The sequence below is a fragment of the Dubosiella newyorkensis genome (assembly GCF_001945605.1).
GTDB lineage: Bacteria > Bacillota_I > Bacilli_A > Erysipelotrichales > Erysipelotrichaceae > Dubosiella > Dubosiella newyorkensis.
Genome location: NZ_MPKA01000060.1, coordinates 27,918 through 45,959, shown reverse-complemented (window position 1 = coordinate 45,959; position 18,042 = coordinate 27,918). Strand labels below are relative to the sequence as shown.

General features: G+C 43.4%; 17 protein-coding genes. 1 reads left to right on the top strand and 16 read right to left on the bottom strand.

Going from position 1 to position 18,042, the window contains the following annotated elements:
* Positions 1-15: 15 nt before the first annotated feature.
* The 7 genes from BO225_RS05275 to mraY all read right to left on the bottom strand — a co-directional run bounded on the left by BO225_RS05275 (position 16) and on the right by mraY (position 7,361).
* Positions 16-1,071: an acyltransferase gene (locus BO225_RS05275; RefSeq protein ID WP_076341226.1), complete on the bottom strand. Its 1,056-nt coding sequence runs from the start codon at positions 1,069-1,071 to the stop codon at positions 16-18.
* Positions 1,072-1,232: 161 nt separating this feature from the next.
* A complete protein-coding gene (locus BO225_RS05265) occupies positions 1,233-2,255 on the bottom strand; it encodes an LCP family protein (RefSeq protein ID WP_076341224.1) in 1,023 nt (340 codons plus the stop codon).
* A 111-nt stretch (positions 2,256-2,366) separates the two neighbouring features.
* Positions 2,367-2,981, bottom strand: coding sequence for a hypothetical protein (locus tag BO225_RS05260; RefSeq protein WP_076341223.1), 615 nt, complete (start codon positions 2,979-2,981; stop codon positions 2,367-2,369).
* A gap of 249 nt (positions 2,982-3,230) precedes the next feature.
* Positions 3,231-4,205 carry an SH3 domain-containing protein gene (locus tag BO225_RS05255; protein WP_076341222.1) on the bottom strand — a complete coding sequence of 325 codons (975 nt, stop codon included), beginning with the start codon at positions 4,203-4,205 and terminating at the stop codon, positions 3,231-3,233.
* 67 nt (positions 4,206-4,272) lie between these two features.
* On the bottom strand, positions 4,273-5,070 hold the full coding sequence (locus BO225_RS05250) for an undecaprenyl-diphosphate phosphatase (RefSeq protein WP_076341221.1): 798 nt from the start codon (positions 5,068-5,070) through the stop codon (positions 4,273-4,275).
* Positions 5,071-5,084: 14 nt separating this feature from the next.
* Positions 5,085-6,380 (bottom strand): UDP-N-acetylmuramoyl-L-alanine--D-glutamate ligase, encoded by a 1,296-nt coding sequence (gene murD, locus BO225_RS05245; protein ID WP_076341220.1) that lies wholly within the window; start codon positions 6,378-6,380, stop codon positions 5,085-5,087.
* On the bottom strand, positions 6,381-7,361 hold the full coding sequence (gene mraY, locus BO225_RS05240; RefSeq protein WP_076341219.1) for a phospho-N-acetylmuramoyl-pentapeptide-transferase: 981 nt from the start codon (positions 7,359-7,361) through the stop codon (positions 6,381-6,383). It abuts the gene before it with no gap.
* A gap of 136 nt (positions 7,362-7,497) precedes the next feature.
* Between mraY and rpmB the strand changes: the two genes are divergently transcribed.
* On the top strand, positions 7,498-7,689 hold the full coding sequence (gene rpmB, locus BO225_RS05235; protein WP_076341218.1) for a 50S ribosomal protein L28: 192 nt from the start codon (positions 7,498-7,500) through the stop codon (positions 7,687-7,689).
* A gap of 58 nt (positions 7,690-7,747) precedes the next feature.
* Here the strand turns inward: rpmB and BO225_RS05230 are convergent, their stop codons facing one another.
* The 9 genes from BO225_RS05230 to priA are packed head-to-tail and all read right to left on the bottom strand — an operon-like array spanning position 7,748 to position 18,018.
* Positions 7,748-9,058: a hypothetical protein gene (locus BO225_RS05230; protein ID WP_076341217.1), complete on the bottom strand. Its 1,311-nt coding sequence runs from the start codon at positions 9,056-9,058 to the stop codon at positions 7,748-7,750.
* Positions 9,059-9,078: 20 nt separating this feature from the next.
* Complete coding sequence (locus tag BO225_RS05225; RefSeq protein ID WP_076341216.1) at positions 9,079-9,681, bottom strand: thiamine diphosphokinase; 603 nt, start codon at positions 9,679-9,681, stop codon at positions 9,079-9,081.
* Positions 9,678-10,343, bottom strand: coding sequence for a ribulose-phosphate 3-epimerase (rpe, locus tag BO225_RS05220; protein WP_076341215.1), 666 nt, complete (start codon positions 10,341-10,343; stop codon positions 9,678-9,680). The genes BO225_RS05225 and rpe overlap by 4 nt, the downstream gene beginning before the upstream one ends.
* Positions 10,343-11,209 carry a ribosome small subunit-dependent GTPase A gene (rsgA, locus tag BO225_RS05215; protein WP_076341214.1) on the bottom strand — a complete coding sequence of 289 codons (867 nt, stop codon included), beginning with the start codon at positions 11,207-11,209 and terminating at the stop codon, positions 10,343-10,345. Before rsgA ends, rpe begins: the two co-directional genes overlap by 1 nt.
* A gap of 5 nt (positions 11,210-11,214) precedes the next feature.
* Positions 11,215-12,873: a Stk1 family PASTA domain-containing Ser/Thr kinase gene (gene pknB / locus BO225_RS05210; RefSeq protein WP_076341213.1), complete on the bottom strand. Its 1,659-nt coding sequence runs from the start codon at positions 12,871-12,873 to the stop codon at positions 11,215-11,217.
* Positions 12,866-13,615 carry a Stp1/IreP family PP2C-type Ser/Thr phosphatase gene (locus BO225_RS05205; protein ID WP_076341212.1) on the bottom strand — a complete coding sequence of 250 codons (750 nt, stop codon included), beginning with the start codon at positions 13,613-13,615 and terminating at the stop codon, positions 12,866-12,868. Before BO225_RS05205 ends, pknB begins: the two co-directional genes overlap by 8 nt.
* Positions 13,612-14,658 (bottom strand): dual-specificity RNA methyltransferase RlmN, encoded by a 1,047-nt coding sequence (gene rlmN, locus BO225_RS05200; protein ID WP_076341211.1) that lies wholly within the window; start codon positions 14,656-14,658, stop codon positions 13,612-13,614. The genes BO225_RS05205 and rlmN overlap by 4 nt, the downstream gene beginning before the upstream one ends.
* Positions 14,642-15,898, bottom strand: a complete 1,257-nt coding sequence (gene rsmB / locus BO225_RS05195; RefSeq protein ID WP_083632097.1) for a 16S rRNA (cytosine(967)-C(5))-methyltransferase RsmB — start codon at positions 15,896-15,898, stop codon at positions 14,642-14,644. Before rsmB ends, rlmN begins: the two co-directional genes overlap by 17 nt.
* Complete coding sequence (gene priA, locus BO225_RS05190) at positions 15,898-18,018, bottom strand: replication restart helicase PriA (RefSeq protein WP_076341238.1); 2,121 nt, start codon at positions 18,016-18,018, stop codon at positions 15,898-15,900. The genes rsmB and priA overlap by 1 nt, the downstream gene beginning before the upstream one ends.
* Positions 18,019-18,042: the final 24 nt, after the last annotated feature.

Below are 18,042 nucleotides of genomic sequence, written 5' to 3'. Positions count from 1 at the left end.
CAAAATTTTATCAAATTATTTTGGGAGAATAAATTTACCATATTTAAACAATCGAATTATATAAGCAAAACATACCGATAATATTATCACTACAAATGGACCTATTAATCGATATATAATAGAGCGCTGGTCAATACTTAGGAAACGTTCAATACTATCTAAAAAGAAAAAGTGAATTAAAAATATGCTAAATGTATATGGACGTAACCATTTTATAAATAAATAAACCATTTTATTATTCTTAATTTTTGGAAATATTTCTCTTAAAAAGCAAAACATTGATAAAGAATATAAAATGCATGGTAAATTTAAATAACCTTTGAAAATTTCATTGATTGCATTGATCTTAATTGATTCATAATAGGTCCCAAAAATAATTAATATTAATGAAAACAAGCCAATAAAATAAATTATATGTCTAAACCTTTTTGTTAGTTGAATATTGTTGATCACATATCCAAGTAAAGGATAAACCATAAAACCTTCTAAAATCGGAATTCTCCACTGAGTCAAATTCAAGCCTAACTGAAACACATTATTAAAAAAAGGAAGAGCAGCATTCATTACTATATAAAAAAGGATATAAATCTTAAATACTGTTAGTTTTTTATCCTGCTCTAGAAATGCTATAAAGGGGATTGAGATGTAAATCATAAACAAAGGTATAAAGAACCAAAAATATCTGATTCCATTACCACTAAGTAATAAATTTATAAATTCTTTTAAAGATATCTTAAACACTCCCTGATTTGTAGAGAATATAAGATGTGTCCATATAATACCGATAATACTCCAGAAAATATAAGGAATAAAAACTTTTATAAATCGTTTTTTAATATAGTCTCTTGTTGAATACTTATATCTATAATCAATCAAAGTAACTCCACACAACATAAAAAATAAAGGAACCGCAAAATAAAAAACACTTTCAATCACATTAGCTGTTGCCCAATATCTTTCTGTAGATGAAAAAGACCAAAAACAGTTATTAACATGTAAAAACACAACCCCTATTGTGGAAACTATATTTATAAAATCTAATTCATTTACTTCACGGTCCATTGACTTCATAATAAATACCTTTCTTCTTTCTTATTAACCATAATACATAATTCAAAAGCATTTCAACTAAATTGTTATGTTCTATGACAAGTTCAAACAAAAGCATGATTATAAAATATAAGAATAAATCTATATGAGAAAATAAAAAAAGGGGTACAAAATACAACCCCTTATTCCTCATTATCCTCTTTCACTTCCGTATAATACGTATCGATGATCTCCTTTTGAAGCTCATCATAATTTACCCGGAATACCGTCCTTCCCCCATGATAGTTTTCATCATAAACCGCTTCTCCAGGAATCTGCTTTAAATTCTCCATAGAAAAGTGGGTCTGTAAAAACTCCGTTCCTAAATATGTTACATCCTCTAATGTTAGATTCGTATACATATATGGTTTTAATTCATTATACAGGGTAACAGGGAGACCAATGTTTTGTTTGACAGCCTGCAAAGCTTGATGATAAAAAGCATCCACATACTGTTTTTGACGATTCAAACGTCCCATTGCGCTTCCAATCTGATTGATATCACGAATTTGAATATAATTCAAGGCATCTTGACCCATCAAATGAACTTGGTCTCCTTCATTAAAATAGATCCCCTTTGAATTGGCGACCGTTTCCAAAGCCGTCAAGCTCACTCCACCAACCGCATCATTCACGATTGGAACCGCATCCATATTGATCGAAACATAACGCTGAATAGGCAATTTGAACAACAAGTTGGAAACAGCCACCTCCATCAGCTCGCAGCTTTCCTGAGCCCCATTTCCATACCCATATTGAAGCGTGATCTTATCTTCAAAAGGTTCCGCAAAATTACCCGCCTCATCCGTTCTTCTTAGCTGAGCCATCGTATCCCGCGGAATCGCCCACATAAACAAATTATCATTCGTCGTATCCAAAGAAACGAGCAAGATCGAATCCGCCAGACCTTGAACACCAGGCGCGACCTCTTCTTCAATACCACCCTTTTTATCGATCCCCATAAAAAGGATATTGATCATATCGTCATTATACCGATACTCTTTCCCTTGATAAGTGATATACGTCCCTTCCCGATCCTGTACTTCGCTTTCCTTGAGCTGTTTTTGACCCTTATAGTTCAAATAAAAATAAGTGCCCCCAACACCCCATACGATCAGCAACAAGACGATGAGAACGCCAATCATGATCTTTTTAAAACGACGCATAGTCTCTTCCTTTCCAACTCTGAAAAAAAAGCCGACCGACTCTCATCGATCGACTATTTGGACATTCACAGAGTACATAAATTTAAGCTTAAATTTTGTGAACTAGAATAATTAGATTCCAGTGTTAGGAGATTTCTTTTCAACCTTAGCTGTCGTTGTGTTAACACCAGCTTTAGCTGCTTCTTCTTTCGTGATTTCAACGACTTTACCAGTCTTTTCATCTACAACTTTGTAGAACGCAACTGGAGAAAGACCATCCAAAGTCACTTTGATGATGCCTTTTTCAACAACGGCAGAGATTACTTCCCATTTACCATCGTGTTTCAAGTGAAGAACAAAGACTTGGTCTCCATCTTTCGCTGCAAGGGTAGCAGCGTCGAAAGACATTTCAACGGCTTTTTTCAATTCTTCAGGTTTTCCGTTTACTTCGTAGTTATAGTCCCCTTCGCCAAGAACAACGACAGTTGCTCCAGTAGGTACTTTATAACCGTTTTCTTTCAAAATATCTTTAACTTTTTGTTCGTCGTTAACAACTTCTAATACTTTTTCGTCTGTGATCGCGCTATCAGTCACTTCGATTTTAATGCCATCTACTGTCGCTTCAGTAACGCCAGGTCTTTTATTAACATCGCCTTGAATTGGACTGTTGTCTGCTGCGAAAACAGGGGCAGCGCTGAAAGCCATAGTAGCGGCCAAAGCAGCACTTCCAAATTTAATCAATTTCATGTTTAGCTCTTCCTTTCTTTGTTTTATGCTGTACTCTCGTGATGTATATCGATTCGTACGACGCGAATCAATACCTAATCATCCTGTCAGCAGGAACTCTACTAACATAAATAACTATACCCAAAAACTTAAAACGTTTCAAGACAATCCCACAATATTTTGATAATTTCTAAAGCGATTCTCTTTTTTTATAACCCTACTATGTGTTAAACTTATTAGGACAATATCCTTAAAAACAAAAAAAGATGCCTATTCAGACACCTCTTCAAAATACGTATAGTCCTTATCCTTCAAACAGACATAATCGCCATCTCGGATCTTGCCCCACGTAGCGCCCTCCTCGTCTTCTCCGATCTCCACGATCTCGACGACCTCATCCAACTTGACTGTTCCAGTGCGCTCCGCCTCCAAACTTGGCTCCTCACGAACCTTCATATCGTATTTCGCCTTGTAACGAATACCCTCTTCATCTTCTGGGATCTCGTCCGTTTCTTTGGATTCCTTTTCTTCCTTCGTCTCTTCTTGACTTGATTCGATCCGTTTCGCGTTGTCCGTCTTCAAGATCCACCCATCCTCTAACTCAAACCATTCTACACCATTTATATCTTCTTTCTCCGAAACGATCTCCACTTGATCGCCTTTTTTTAAAGATTTTAAAATTGTAGACTTTGTCGAAGGATCGGAATACACCCGTATGTCTTTTAAGATCTCAGCCGTTCCAGGCGTAGAATCCACACTCGTCAACACATTTTCCGTCGCGTAATTTCCATTTTGATCACGCAAAAGGACCCAGCCAATGCCGAGCTGTCCCCAAAGCTCCTCTTTACTATCGACATACGCCGTATCTTCACACCAAAAAGACTCGCCCTTCTTGATCAAGCCGATCTTGTCTTGATCCTCAAGATCCTCCACAATCGAAAGCTGCTCGTTGGCTATATATTCACCCGGCGCGTTCAATAAACGATACGAAGAATCATGAAACTCTTCCTCCGGAATATTATTGACAATACTTTCCGCGACAGAATACGTCACTTTCGAAACGAACAAACCAAAACAAACAACAGCCACGACCATGATCCCAATGATCCCGCCAACCAAAAGCCAACGCTTCTGCTTTTGCTTCTTATTAAAAGCTTCTTCCTTCTTTTTCTCCTCTTGAAGCTGAGCTTCCATCTTCTGCGCGTCGATTTTAGGCGGCAAATTCTTATTCTTTTGATCTTCCATAGTATTCCCCTTCTAAAATAATGATATTAGTATACCGTTCTAGTGAAAAAAAAGCCAGCCACGCTGACTAAAAAATATAGAAAAATACGATCATGAACAACCCTAACGCGATTCGATAAAACCCGACCCACCGAAGAGACTGTTCGCCAAAAACGCGCATCCACCAACGAACAATGAAGATCCCTACGATAAACGAACAAACCGCGCTCAACAAACCACAAAACCCTTGAAAAAAACTAAGCGGATATCCATCTTTGAAAAACATCGAAAACTGGAACAAATTCAAAGCGACGATCGAACATGCCGACACCAAATACGAAAACAACAAGCTCGCCTTGCGCTCCAGCTTCAAAAAACGACCACCTAATAAACCCGAAGCAAGCCAAGAAGTGCCTGGAAACAAAGCCAAAGACTGCACCAAACCAAATTGAACCGCCTCATTCGCCCCCAATTCATAAAAAGAATGATATTTCGCCCTCACAGGATGCTTCGCATAACCAATCAAAATGATCCCATACGCGATCAATAAGATCGCCACAACAAACTTTGCGCTCATAACAGACTCGATCCAATATGAAAGAAGCATCCCAAAGCCAACGATCGGAAGACTCGCCAACACGATCGATTTCCAAACTCGAAAAAAAGAACGCTTCAAAAAAAGCTGACGATAAAACAACACCAAGATCGCGAACGCCGAACCTGTCGAGACAAAAACTAAAAACATCCGATAATACCATTCCGGCATGATCGGCCACAAACTCTGCAACAAAATCAAATGGGCGCGCGAAGAAAACGGCAACCACGCGCTGATCCCCTGCACACACCCAAAAACGATCGATTTTAGAACGTCGAGAAGAAACGACATGAATTTTCCTCCTTTTACAATGAATGGACTAAATCCTTGAAAATTTCTCCCCTTATTTCATAATTTTTAAATTGATCAAACGAAGAACAAGCCGGCGACAATAAGATCACATCCCCCGGAACGGCGATCTTGACAGCCTCCTGTAAAGCCTCCTCCATCGTTTCCACGCTCTTCTGCCTCGAGAAGATCGAAGCAAATTGATCCTTTGTCTGACCAAAACTAAAACAATACTTGATCCTTTGATCAAACTGCTTCAAATCATCAAATGAAATATGCTTATCTTTTCCCCCACAAAGCAAGATCACATTCGAATCAAACGCCGAAAGCGCCGCGCAAGCAGCATGTGTATTGGTCGCCTTCGTGTCGTTGTAAAAACGAACCCCGTCGATCTCCTTTACGAACTCGATCCGATGCTCCACGCCCTTGAACGAGCGAATCACATCTTGGATCTTTTCCAAAGAAACACCCAACTTATACGCCATGCAAGAAGCCATCATCGCGTTGCCACAATTGAACGAACCCACGATCTTTAGATCCGACACATCAAACAAAACCGTATCCCAAAGCATCGCCTTGCCATCCTTGACATACAAATCCACATCTTGACGCGACAGCGAAAAATCGATCACTCGACAAGGAATGTTTTTCGCGTACTCCATGATCAAAGGATCATCCACATTCCGAATAAACCAATCCGACTCCGTGCAATTCTCATAGATCTTCATCTTCGAAGCATAATACGCATCCAAAGAATCCATATAATCCAAGTGATCCGGCGCTAGATTGCTCACCGCGCAAACGCTAGGATGAAACGTCTTCGTGCCCAGAAGCTGAAAATTACTCAGCTCCAAAGCCACATCCAACGACTCGCCAGCATGCTCCAAAACGATTTCCGAAAGCGGGATCCCAATATTGCCAGCCACTTGCGCGCTAGGATCCTTCTCTTTGAGCATCTCATACAAAAGAGTCGTGATCGTCGTCTTTCCATCCGTGCCCGTGATCGCTCCAAACTTAAACTCTTTCGCCACCGTATAGGCGAACTCGATCTCCGTATAGATTGGAACGCCCTTCTCCACGAAATAGCGGACAAACGGCGCCGAATATGGGATCCCCGGATTCTTCACGACAAAAGCATACTCCTTCTCCTTTAAAAAATCAGGATGCCCTTCATCATAGATCTCGATCCCGTCCAAACCATCGCGATCCACTTTCTTCATATCCGTCAAAACGACATGATACCCTTGCTTTTTGAGAAGCTTGCTTACAGCAATACCGCTGCGAGCCCCTCCAATGACCAATACGCTCTCCATCTAGATCACCCCCATGATCAAACCAACCAGCGAACAAACAATACCCGCCATCCAAAAGCGAGTGACCACCTTCTCTTCACTCCAACCGCCCTTTTCAAAATGATGATGCAGCGGCGCCATACGAAAGATCCTTTTCTTCGTGCGTTTATAATGCGAAACTTGAATGATGACCGAAAGCACTTCCGCCACAAAGACAAGCCCGATCACGATCAACAAAAGCTCCTGCTTCAAGACCATCGCAACAGCCGCGATCAAACCGCCCAAAGCCAAAGAACCCGTATCGCCCATAAAGATCTTGGCCGGATGCAAGTTGAACTTCAAATAACCAACAAGCGCGAAAACGACAAGCATGATCAAGAATGCCACATTCATCTTTCCTTGCATGAAAGCAAAAGCGATAAACGGAATCAGCGCGATGATCATCTGCCCTGCGCAAAGTCCATCCACCCCATCCGTAAAGTTGACCGCGTTCGTTTCCGCCGTAAACATGATAAAGACAAGAAAGAAATAAAAGAAACCAAGATCCACTTGAATATGCGCGATCGGGATCCAAACAGCTGTCGAAGCCGTCGATCGATACAACAAAAAGAAAACAACAGCCAATATGGACTGCAACAAAAATTTGACGCCGGGCTTCAACCCTTCATTGTCCTTTTTGACCACTATGATATAATCATCAATAAAGCCGATCAGCCCATACCCGACAAACGCCAATAAAATAATGGCCGTGTTCATATCGAGCTTAAAAGGCGAAAATAAAGAATACACGATATAGAGAAAAGTCGGAACTAGGATAAAAGCGATCCCGCCCATCGTCGGTGTGCCATTTTTTTTCTTATGGCTCTCAAGACCTTCTCCTCTTTCCGTCTGCCCAAATTTGATCTTATGCAAATAATCGATCAACGAAGGCATGATCAGAAGCATCAAGCCAAGCGAAAGCAAACAACCCGACGCCATTAAAAGACCAGTTGAAACATTCATGAATTTACAGACTCCTCACATTCATAAGGATTATAGCAAACTCCTTCATTGATGACAATTTGTTCTTGAAAAGCGTGAAAGAGGATGCTATTATGTTAAGGCAATTGTGCAACTGAAAGTAAAGGGGGCAAGCAAGATGTCAAGAAAATGTGCAATATCTGGTAGAGGTCCTTTATCTGGCAATAGACGTTCTCACTCTATGCACGCGACTCGTCGTAAATGGAATGTAAATCTTCAAAACGCGACGATCATGGTCGACGGAAAACCAACAAAAGTTCGCATTAGCGCTCGTGCCTTGAGAACATTGAAAAAGAAAAACGCGATCTAATCTTTATCAGACAAAACGAAGAGGGAAACCTCTTTTTTTTGTGCGTGAAAAAAAGAAGCTAGCTCGTCTTGAACCGCTTCTTTTTATAAGAACCTGTATACATCTTGGCCAGCTCCTTGTTCCACGGATGCACCTTCCGGTATACAACTGGCGAACTTTTCTTCATATACTCAGTTTCTAAAAACTCAAAATACGAACCTGGCGTGATGATCCCTCGAATCGAAAGCACATCGCTTCCAAGCTGCCCCAAGATCCAATCGATGAACGAAGCGCAATTGTCCCCGCACACCCAATACGTCTTGAACTTGCCTTGCTTGATCTTATAAAACTTGGCACCCGTTCGATAATGCAGCCGACACGGATAATCCTGGGCATATTGATAAAAATGATCATAATCGCCCGTCTTCTCCAATTCACAATACCACCGATACGAATTAGCCTGCAGCTTCCTGAGCTCGCGCTCAACAAGCGCCTGCTCTTTGGGCTCTAAACAGATCCCGTACTCAAAAATCGAGTTGTTCTCCGCCCGCATCGCATTGGCGATATATTGATTGAGCTCCACATTGAAAAACACGCCATCCCCAAGCGTCTGCATCAAGTGAAACGATTGAGCATCGTAGTTTCCATACGAATAGACAAGATCTTTATAAGCGAAGCATATATGCCCGATCTTTTGAAACCCATCCGGACCGACATGCACCATCACCTTGAGCTGCGGCTCTTGGTCGCTTTTGTATTCGCTCAAATCAATCGTTTTACCTTCCTGTAAATACGCGTTGATCCCTTGGATGACCCGATCCGGAATAAAGACTGCGAAAATCGGTGGGATCATGATCCTAAACGAACGCTTCCATCGATACTTCTTTTCTGGCTGCACGCTTTGCCAACTATCATGCAAATATTGAACGCCTAAGATCATAAAATACAAACCAAAAAACTGCAGCAGACGATCCGTCGTCACCATATTGGACCATAAAAGAAAAAGGCCTAGCCCAATATAGGCGATCCCAAGCAAAAGAAAGAAAAAAGAACCTTTCATCCCGTTGATATAATGAATCCCCACTTGAACGGTGCACGAGATCCCGATCAATAAACAATACGACGCGAACATGACCCGGATGATCCATTCTGGAAACTGCCTATATTCCATCAAGAACAAAACGAAAAAAAGCGACAAGAACGCGAACAACAAATCGATCTTCTTTCTTTTTTTCGAAAACAAATACAATAAATACACCGTATTGATCAAAAAATAGATCACGCTCAAATTCAAAATGAGCGAAAAGATACGGTTCGGAATACATACACAAAACAAACCGGAAATGATCAAAATAAACCCTGTGACCACGCTCATCCAAACTTCATGCATGCTCTTCCTCCCTTTCTTGCCTATTCATCGCTCATCACGCAAAGAATCGCTCCATCCTCCACGATGACAACACCTTCTTGATCGACGATTGAATTCGACAACGTATAAATATCCGAAACATCGATCTCTCGATGCTCGAGCGGATATAAAAACCCCTCCAAGGTGATCGTCGCCTTTCCTACCGCGAAAAACGAGACATTTTTATACGTGTTTTTCAAGACGTGTTTTCCTCTTTGAAAAAGAGACACATTTTGTTTCTCGTCCCATAAAATCAAATCAGGATAGTGATACATCAATAGCCGCAAATTCGCGATCGTATGATCGATCCGCTTCGACAAAGCGCCGCACAAATAGATCGGCGAACAACCTTTCTCTTTGACAAGACGCAAAGCGAGCTGCGCATCCGATTCATCTTTCATGATCGGATGCTTTTCGATCTTGACTAAGCTTTCGATCTTTTCATACGCTTCTTGACTCATCGAATCAAAATCGCCCACCGCGAATTCGACTGGAAATTCCTGCTCTAATAAAGTCAGCACCCCCGCGTCGACGCCAACATAAATGGCGTTTTCCACAAATGGGATCGTTTTGGCCAAAGGCGTCACTAAAACAGCCGGTCTCATTCAAGCAGTCCTTCGATGCTTTTGATGATATCGTTTTTAAAAACGTAGCTTCCAGCCACCAACGTATCGCAGCCAGCCAGCAACGCTTTTTTATAAGTGGAAGCGTTGATTCCGCCATCGATCTCGATCCGATACCCAAGATCTTGCGCTTTGCGCGCATCATACAGCCAACGGACTTTATCGAGCTGGTCTTCCATGAACGACTGTCCTCCAAATCCTGGCTCCACCGACATGACCAGCACAAGATCAAGATCATTTAAAAGCGAAGCGAATTGTTCGATATTTGTCTTCGGCTTCACGCTGATCCCCGCTTGCGCACCAAGTTCATGGATCTTTTGAAGAAGCGCTTTGATGCGCGAAGGATCATTGTTCAGCGCTTCTGTATGAAAAGTAATCAAGTCCGCCCCATTTTGAATAAAGATCGGCGCGAAAAAAGCAGGATCGTCCACCATTAAATGAACATCCATAAATAAAGGAGCCGCTTTTTTGAATCCTCGCAAAATATCCGGACCAAATGTGAGATTTGGCACAAAATGGCCATCCATCACATCAAAATGAAGCCATTTCGCTTTCGAATCCATCAGCGCCTTCAACTGTTCATCCACATGCCCATAATCTAGCGATAAGATCGAAGGGGCAATGACCAATTCATTCTTTTCCATTAAAAAACCTTTCTATTGAGCGACTCTTCCTTGAGCGCTTTATAATCCTCGTAGTAAGCCGAAGGGATCTTGCCTTCCTCTACGGCCGATTTCACGCGACAATCCGGCTCATTGATATGATTGCAATCAGCAAACCGGCACGAACCGATATAAGGCGAAAACGCCTTAAGATGCGCATCTAGATGCTTCAAATCAAAATTTGAAAAATCAAGCGAAGAAAAGCCTGGCGTATCGGCTACAAGTCCTCCAGCCACCTCATGCAGCGCTGAATAGCGCGTCGTATGCTTTCCTCTTCCTAACGCTTTTGAAATTTCCTGCGTCTGCAGCTGAAAGCGAGGATCGAGCCGATTGAGCAACGAACTCTTTCCAGCGCCCGATTGTCCGCAAAGCACGCTCACTTTATCTTTCAAAACCGCTTTGAGCGCTTGATCATCGCTTTCTGGATATGAATACACGATCGTATATCCACAATTTTTTAAAATCGCAAGATACGCTTCGATCGTCTTTCTTTCTTGCTCGCTTGCTAGATCCCACTTCGTGATGCAGATGATCGGCTCCACATTCGAGAGCTCGACCACAAACAGCAGCCGGTTGAGCAAGCGCTCAGAAAAATCTGGATCTTTGCATGAAGTCACCACGAGCGCCTGGTCGATATTTGCGACCGTTGGCCGAAGAAGCTGATTCTTTCGAGGCAAGATCTTCAAGATCCGATACGAATCCTGCACTTTTTCGTATTCGACATGATCGCCGACCATTGGCGCCTTGGATCGCCGCATCTTTCCTCGCGGAGCGGCGACCACTTTTTCTTCCTCGTTTTCGATCGTATATTGATTGGAAATGATTTTAATAATTGTTCCTTGTTTCATACTTGTTAATAATACAACGTGACGACGCTGTCTGTTCCTTCCTGCGTGTAGCTTGATCCTGGTTTTGGCGTAACGCTGATCACTTTATTGGAAGAAGACGAAGATGTCTTTCTTAAATTGACCGCGATCCCTTCTCCATTCAAATACTCTTTCGCCTCATAAACATCCATACCGATCAGCGTATCCGGGATGATGATCGTCGGATATTCGCTCACGACAAAGCGGATCGTCTCATAGGCGCTAGGATCGATCTTGTCTCCTGGCTCTAATCCGCTCTGTTCTAAGATCACGCCAGGATACGTGTTTGGTTCCCCTTTGTATTCGATCTCCATATTCAGCTCGACACCTTGCTGTTGAAGATCTCTTTGAACATCTTCCAAATACAAGCCCGTATAATCCTGGATCATGAAGCTCGGCCCTTTGGAGATCTCGACGATCAATGGCGCGTCGTCTTTTACGATCGAGCCAGGCTTTATGCTTGTCTTATAGATTTCTCCAGCAGGAATATCATCTTGGACCACTTCTTTCCATTCAATGTGATCCGTTTGAAAATGCGCGTTCTGCAAGGCAAGGATCGCCTGCTCTTTTTGCATATGCATTAGATCCGGCATTTCTTCATACCCTAAAAACCCTTTAAAGCGGACGATCCCGCTCACAAGCAAGATCATACACAAGATCAAGCAGCTCGAAACGATCCCGGCCCCCCACAACAAAAGCGAATGCGGATTTGGCTTGGGATCCACAGGCTTGACCTCCTTTTGGATAGGATTGGTGCGGATCGCTCCATCCTTGATCTCGATGATATCGATCGTAGGATGCTTGAGCTGGATTCGAGGCATATTCAAATATTGGGCCTCCAGACAATGCTCGAGATCGTACAACATTTCTCGAGCGTCCTCATAGCGCTCCTTGACATCTTTGGCACTCGCCTTGATCACGATATTTTCCACCGACTGCGGGATCTGCGGATTGAAAAGACGCGGATAAGGCAGCGGCTCGCGAAGATGCTTGATCGCGATCTCTGTAGGCGTGTTCCCACGAAAGGGAACATCCCCTGTGAGCAGTTCATAAAACACGATCCCAAGCGAATAAATATCGATCTGTTCGTTCGGTTCTTTTCCTTGCGCCGTTTCTGGCGCCAAGTAATGCGCCGAACCCATCACGGTATTGTAGTAGGTCAGCTGGACCGCGTCGTTGGCGATCGCGATCCCAAAATCGGTCAGCTTAGCTGTCCCGTCATCTTTGACCAATACATTTTGCGGCTTGATATCCCGATGAATGATATGATTGGCGTGGGCTTTGGCGATCGCGGAGGTCAGCTGCTTCATGATCGAGATCGCTTCATGATAATCAAGCGCCCCACGCTGGTTGATCAGCTGCTTGAGCGTCCGGCCACGAATATACTCCATCACGATATAATGGTAGCCATCCGCTTCTCCCACATCATAAATATCCACCACATTGGGATGCGATAATTTTGATGCCGCGCTCGCTTCTCTTTGGAAGCGAACGAGGGTCATCGGATCGTTGGCCAAGCTTTGACGCAAGATCTTGATCGCCACTTCTCTTGATAAAATGAGATCTTGGGCTAGATACACATCCGCCATGCCGCCTTGACCGATCAAAAAGAGGATCTTGTACCGTTTTCCGATCACATCAATCATGCAGATCGCCCTCCTCTTTTTCTAAAATAACGATCGTGCAGTTATCTAAACCGCCCGCTTGATTCGCGCGCGAAATCAAGATGCTCACCTTTTCCTGAAGCGTAAAGATCTCAGAAGCTAGCACTGCCTCGATTTCCGAATCGTCGACATATCCATGCAAACCATCCGAACATAAAATGAGCGCTTTATAGTTGTTGGCGATCTTATGCAGATCCATCCGATAGACGCGCCAAACGCCTAAGGCAGATGTCAATGTATTGCGCTGGGCGTGGCCTTTTGCTTCCTCGTAGGAGAGCTTGCCTTCTTTTAGAAGCTGAGCGATCACAGAATGATCCTCGCTCATTTGAATGAATCCATCTGGATAGAGCGCGTAGAGCCTTGAGTCGCCGACATTGAAAATATACGTACCTTTTTTGGTGATGATCACCCCGACACAAGTCGTTCCCATGCCTCTTTGTTTTTTATTATGCATCGATTTCGTATAGATCTTGTCGTTGGCTTTATTCAAACTTTCTTGGATGAAGACGCTCACTCTTTTATCTTTACTAAGATCTGGCGCCTTCATGAATTCTTCATAAATACAATTCACAGCGATATGGCTCGCGACTTCGCCGGCTTGGCTGCCGCCAATGCCATCGCAAACAACAGCTAGCCAATCACCATTGCGATTTTTGGTGACACAGTAGTCGTCTTCGTTGCTTTTGCGCACTAAGCCGATATCGGTGTTCCCACAAACTTTCATTCCCCGTTTCCTTTCCGAATTTCTTTGATGCGAAGCTGTCCGCATGCCGCATCGATATCGTTTCCATGTTCTTTACGGATCGTCGCCCGGACGCCTTCCTTCATCAATTGATCATAAAACGCCATCGCTTCCTCGTGATCGACGCTTTTGAACTTCTTTTCGTCCACGCTGTTGTAAGGGATCAAATTCACATAAGCGTTCAACCCTTTTAAAAGATGGGCAAGCTGCTTGGCGTGCTGCTTTTGATCATTGATCCCTTTAAGCAGGATATATTCAAAGGTAAGCCGACGATTGTTTTTAGAACAATAATACCGGATCGCTTCCATGAGCGTATCGAGCGGATAGGCGTGATTGACTGGCATGAGCTGATCGCGCAGCGTATTATTCGGCGCATGCAGCGAGATCGCTAAATTATATTGATATTTTGCGTCCGCGAATCGATAGATCATCGGCACGATCCCGCAAGTCGAGATCGTAATATGGCGAGCGCCGATCGCCAAGCCTCGATCGTGATTGATCGTCGATAAAAAATTCATCACGTTGTCATAATTATCAAAAGGCTCCCCTGTTCCCATCACAACGATATGAGAGAGTCTCTCTTCTTGTTTGTCGAGCTCCTTTTGTACATACATCACTTGCGCGACCATTTCAGCGCTTGTCAAATTTCTTTTTTTCTTCGTCAATCCGCTCGCGCAAAACGCACATCCCATATTGCATCCCACTTGGGACGAGACACAGACGCTTCTTCCATAATCAAAATACATGAGCACGCTTTCTAATAACGCCCCATCTTCGGTCTGGAACAAAAACTTCGTCGTTCCATCTTTCGCTGTTTGTTTTTTGACGAGCTTGAGAGGATTGATCGCGAATTCCTGCTGCAGCAAATCTCGGGTCTCTTTGGATAAATTGCTCATTTCCTCAAACGAATCGACCCGTTTTCGATACAGCCATTCAAAGATCTGCTGTCCGCGAAACGGCTTCCACCCGCAATCTTGAGCAAATTCTTTCATTTGATCGTAATTCAGATCATAGATGCTTTTCATGAACGTCTTCCTTCCTTTTTAATTTGGCCATATAAAATCCATTATGGATCGATGTTGGAAACAGTGTTTTCTCATCGACCTTTTCAAAATCGTTGTGCGCCTTCAAAAAGCGCTCGATTTGTTTTTCATTTTCTTTTTTGTTCAAAGTGCATGTCGAATACACAAGAATCCCGTCGTATTTGACGTGTTTCGCGCCTTCTTCTAGGATCTTGTATTGGAGCGGGATCAAAGAATCCATGTCTTCCGGCTTCATCTCCAGTTTGATATCTGGTTTTCTTGAAAGCGTACCATAACCAGAACATGGCACATCGCAAAGCACCCGATCATACAAGCCAAAACCTTCTAGATCGCTCGCGTCTTGTTGTTGGGCGATCACATTATGAAGATGCAGCCGTTCGATATCGTTTTCGATCAGCTGGACTCGATGGGCATGCAGATCCAAAGCCGTGATCTCTCCTATTCCTTCGATCCTCTCAGCGATTGCCATCGTCTTTGTTCCTGGCGCAGCGCACGTATCCAAGATCCGCTCTTCTTTTTGCGGATCGAGAAAGCGCACGATCTCATACGCGCCTGCGTCTTGGATCGAGATCTTTCCTTGGCTATAGTAAGGGTTTTCATAGATCGCGCCACCCGAATAGAGATAGATGGGGTCTTGAAGAAGCTCCATCACAGAAAGCGAGCGAATCTCATCTTCGCTAGTATCGATCAAATTCCGTCGGATACTCAAGGGAAGCGAAGCGTTGGAGGCTTTCGCGATCTCTTCTGTTTTTTGCTCGCCATATTGGTGGATCCACATCTTGATAAGCCAATCCGGCAGCGAATAGCGAAGAGCGAGCGAATGTTGAGGATCCTGTTCTGGAAGGCTTGGATCCTTTTCGACCTTCCTTAAGATCGCGTTGACAAAACCGGCTGTATGGACTTTTGTTTGTTTAGCGATCTCGACGGCTTCATCGATGATCGCATACGAAGGAACTTTTTTTAAAAAGAGCATCTGATAGACCGACATTGTTAAAAGAATCTTGATCTTGAGAGGCACTTTTTGCTTCGTGTTGGCGTGCTGCTTCCAGATGGCTTCACAATAGCGGTAGTTCTGCAGCGTTCCATAGAAGATCTGGGTCGCTAGTTTGCGGTCTTTTTCTTTGACTTGATGTAAATTTTGTTTGAGATAGAGATTGGAATACGCGTGTTCAAAGATAACAGCGTACAATGCGTTCAAGATCCATTTTCTAACCATGATCATCACTCCTCCAGCATCAATGGATGCATATTGATCTCGAGTTTGACAGCGTTCGATTTATAACGATGGGCCAAAGCCCAGATCGTCGTTTCCAAGTGTTCTTGACTTTTGTCTTTGAGAAGCAGACGAACGCGCTTTTTTTTCTGCCGCATCGAAATTTCGATCGGCCCGAGCACCCGTTGCTCTTTGAGCTCGTCTTTGACTTTCCTTGCCTCGAAAAGCGCTTGAGAAAGTTCTGCGTGAGAAAAAATCAATGTTGCCATATAGGTAAAGGGTGGATAGTTTCCTAGATGCCGGTACTGCATTTCGGTTTGAAAAAACTTCCGATAATCATGGTTGAGCACGCTTTCCATGACATAGTGCGAGCGATCGAACGTCTGAATAAGCACTTCCCCTTCTTTATCGGCTCTTCCCGCTCTTCCAGAGGCTTGCTCGAGCATCTCATACGTCGTTTCATTGGCTCGATAATCGCTTCTGACAAGTCCAGCATCGGCTTGCAGGATCCCAACAAGCGTGACATTCGGAAAATCTAAGCCTTTGGCGACCATTTGCGTACCAATCAAGATATCCCCCTCTTCTTCAAACGCTTTCAAAAGTTTTTGATGGGCGTTTTTTTTACGGGTCGTATCGGCATCCATGCGAACGATCTTGGCTTCCGGAAACTTGGTTTGGATCGATCCTTCCAGCTTCTCTGTTCCCATGCCATGTTGATAAAAATCGTGAGAGCCGCACTTCGGGCATGTGTTCGTGTTAGGATATGTATTTCCACAACAATGACATACTAGCGTGTTCTCGCTTCGATGATACGAGAGGGCGATTCCACAATCTGGACAAAGGATCGTCTCTTCGCATTTTCTGCATTTCATCACCGGCAAATAGCCTCTTCGATTGAGCAAAAGGATCGTTTGTTCTTTTTTTGCGAGCCTATCTTGGATCTTATCGAGCAAGTTCTTTGAAAGACCACCCTCTACCTCGCCTTCCCTTAGATCGACCAGCTCGATCTTTGGCATCGATTTAGCAATCCTTCTTTTTAATTCGACAAGCGTATAAAGACCTTTATATGCTCTTGCATACGATTCGAGCGAAGGGGTGGCGCTTGCTAAAACGAGTTTGCAGTGATGGTAGGCGCTGCGAAACAAGGCGATATCTCGGGTATGGTATTTTGGCATCGCGTCTTGTTTATAGCTTGTATCGTGTTCTTCATCCATCAAGATGAGGCCTAGATCATGAAAGGGCATGAAACAGGCCGAGCGGGTCCCGACAACGATCTGCACTTCCTTGTTTTTGACCATTTGGTATTGCTGATATTTTTCGGAGGCGCTAAGTTGAGAATGATAAATCGCGATCTTTTGTTGGAAGCGGGCTTTGACGCGTTGGATCATCAATGGCGTCAATCCGATTTCCGGAACGAGAAAGAGCACTTGCTTGCCTTGCTCGATCGTCTCTTTGGCCAGCTGTAAAAAAACTTCCGTTTTTCCTGAGCCTGTCACGCCGTGAAGAAGGAACGTGCTATTTTCTTCGTTTCTGATCGTTTCGATCGCTTTTTCTTGATCCTCGCTTAAGATCGGAGGTCGATCTTCTTCATAATCCGAGGCGATCTCTTCTTGTTTTTCGCGCTTGATGGAGCGAATATAGCCTTTTTCTAAAAGCTGCTTCGTATGGGTCTTGGCTTGTTTGCGGAAAAGAGAAGAGCGCATCGGAAGCATCGGCTGCAGTTTTTCAAAGAGTTCTTTGGCTTTTGGTGTTAAAGAAGACATCCCTTCTCCTTGTTCAAACCATTCTTCCATGATGATCGGCTTTGTTTTGGATTGAACACGTAAAGAGGGAGGCAGCATCGTTTTGAAGCAGCTCATTTTGCTGGCGACATACGTATTGCTCATATATTCGGCGAGTTCGAAGAGCTCGTCGTTCAAAAGCGGTTTTTCATCAAGAACTTCCAAGATCTCTTTGGCTTGAAAGTCCGTGGGCTTCTCGCATTCGCCCATGACGATCGCCACCATTTCTTTATGATTGAATTCAACTTTGACTCGTATTCCTCGCTCTAATTTTTCTTTGGAATGATAGGTGAACATTTGATTCAAAGATAGAGCGAGTGGTTCTACATATACTTGGATAAAAGGCATGTTTTTATTATACAACACTCGACA

Coding starts and splice junctions, on each gene's coding strand:
- BO225_RS05275 (WP_076341226.1), bottom strand. CDS start 1,071: ATGAAGTCAATGGACCGTGAAGTAAATGAATTAGATTTTATAAATATA.
- BO225_RS05265 (WP_076341224.1), bottom strand. CDS start 2,255: ATGCGTCGTTTTAAAAAGATCATGATTGGCGTTCTCATCGTCTTGTTG.
- BO225_RS05260 (WP_076341223.1), bottom strand. CDS start 2,981: ATGAAATTGATTAAATTTGGAAGTGCTGCTTTGGCCGCTACTATGGCT.
- BO225_RS05255 (WP_076341222.1), bottom strand. CDS start 4,205: ATGGAAGATCAAAAGAATAAGAATTTGCCGCCTAAAATCGACGCGCAG.
- BO225_RS05250 (WP_076341221.1), bottom strand. CDS start 5,070: ATGTCGTTTCTTCTCGACGTTCTAAAATCGATCGTTTTTGGGTGTGTG.
- murD (WP_076341220.1), bottom strand. CDS start 6,380: ATGGAGAGCGTATTGGTCATTGGAGGGGCTCGCAGCGGTATTGCTGTA.
- mraY (WP_076341219.1), bottom strand. CDS start 7,361: ATGAATGTTTCAACTGGTCTTTTAATGGCGTCGGGTTGTTTGCTTTCG.
- rpmB (WP_076341218.1), top strand. CDS start 7,498: ATGTCAAGAAAATGTGCAATATCTGGTAGAGGTCCTTTATCTGGCAAT.
- BO225_RS05230 (WP_076341217.1), bottom strand. CDS start 9,058: ATGCATGAAGTTTGGATGAGCGTGGTCACAGGGTTTATTTTGATCATT.
- BO225_RS05225 (WP_076341216.1), bottom strand. CDS start 9,681: ATGAGACCGGCTGTTTTAGTGACGCCTTTGGCCAAAACGATCCCATTT.
- rpe (WP_076341215.1), bottom strand. CDS start 10,343: ATGGAAAAGAATGAATTGGTCATTGCCCCTTCGATCTTATCGCTAGAT.
- rsgA (WP_076341214.1), bottom strand. CDS start 11,209: ATGAAACAAGGAACAATTATTAAAATCATTTCCAATCAATATACGATC.
- pknB (WP_076341213.1), bottom strand. CDS start 12,873: ATGATTGATGTGATCGGAAAACGGTACAAGATCCTCTTTTTGATCGGT.
- BO225_RS05205 (WP_076341212.1), bottom strand. CDS start 13,615: ATGAAAGTTTGTGGGAACACCGATATCGGCTTAGTGCGCAAAAGCAAC.
- rlmN (WP_076341211.1), bottom strand. CDS start 14,658: ATGAAAAGCATCTATGATCTGAATTACGATCAAATGAAAGAATTTGCT.
- rsmB (WP_083632097.1), bottom strand. CDS start 15,898: ATGATCATGGTTAGAAAATGGATCTTGAACGCATTGTACGCTGTTATC.
- priA (WP_076341238.1), bottom strand. CDS start 18,018: ATGCCTTTTATCCAAGTATATGTAGAACCACTCGCTCTATCTTTGAAT.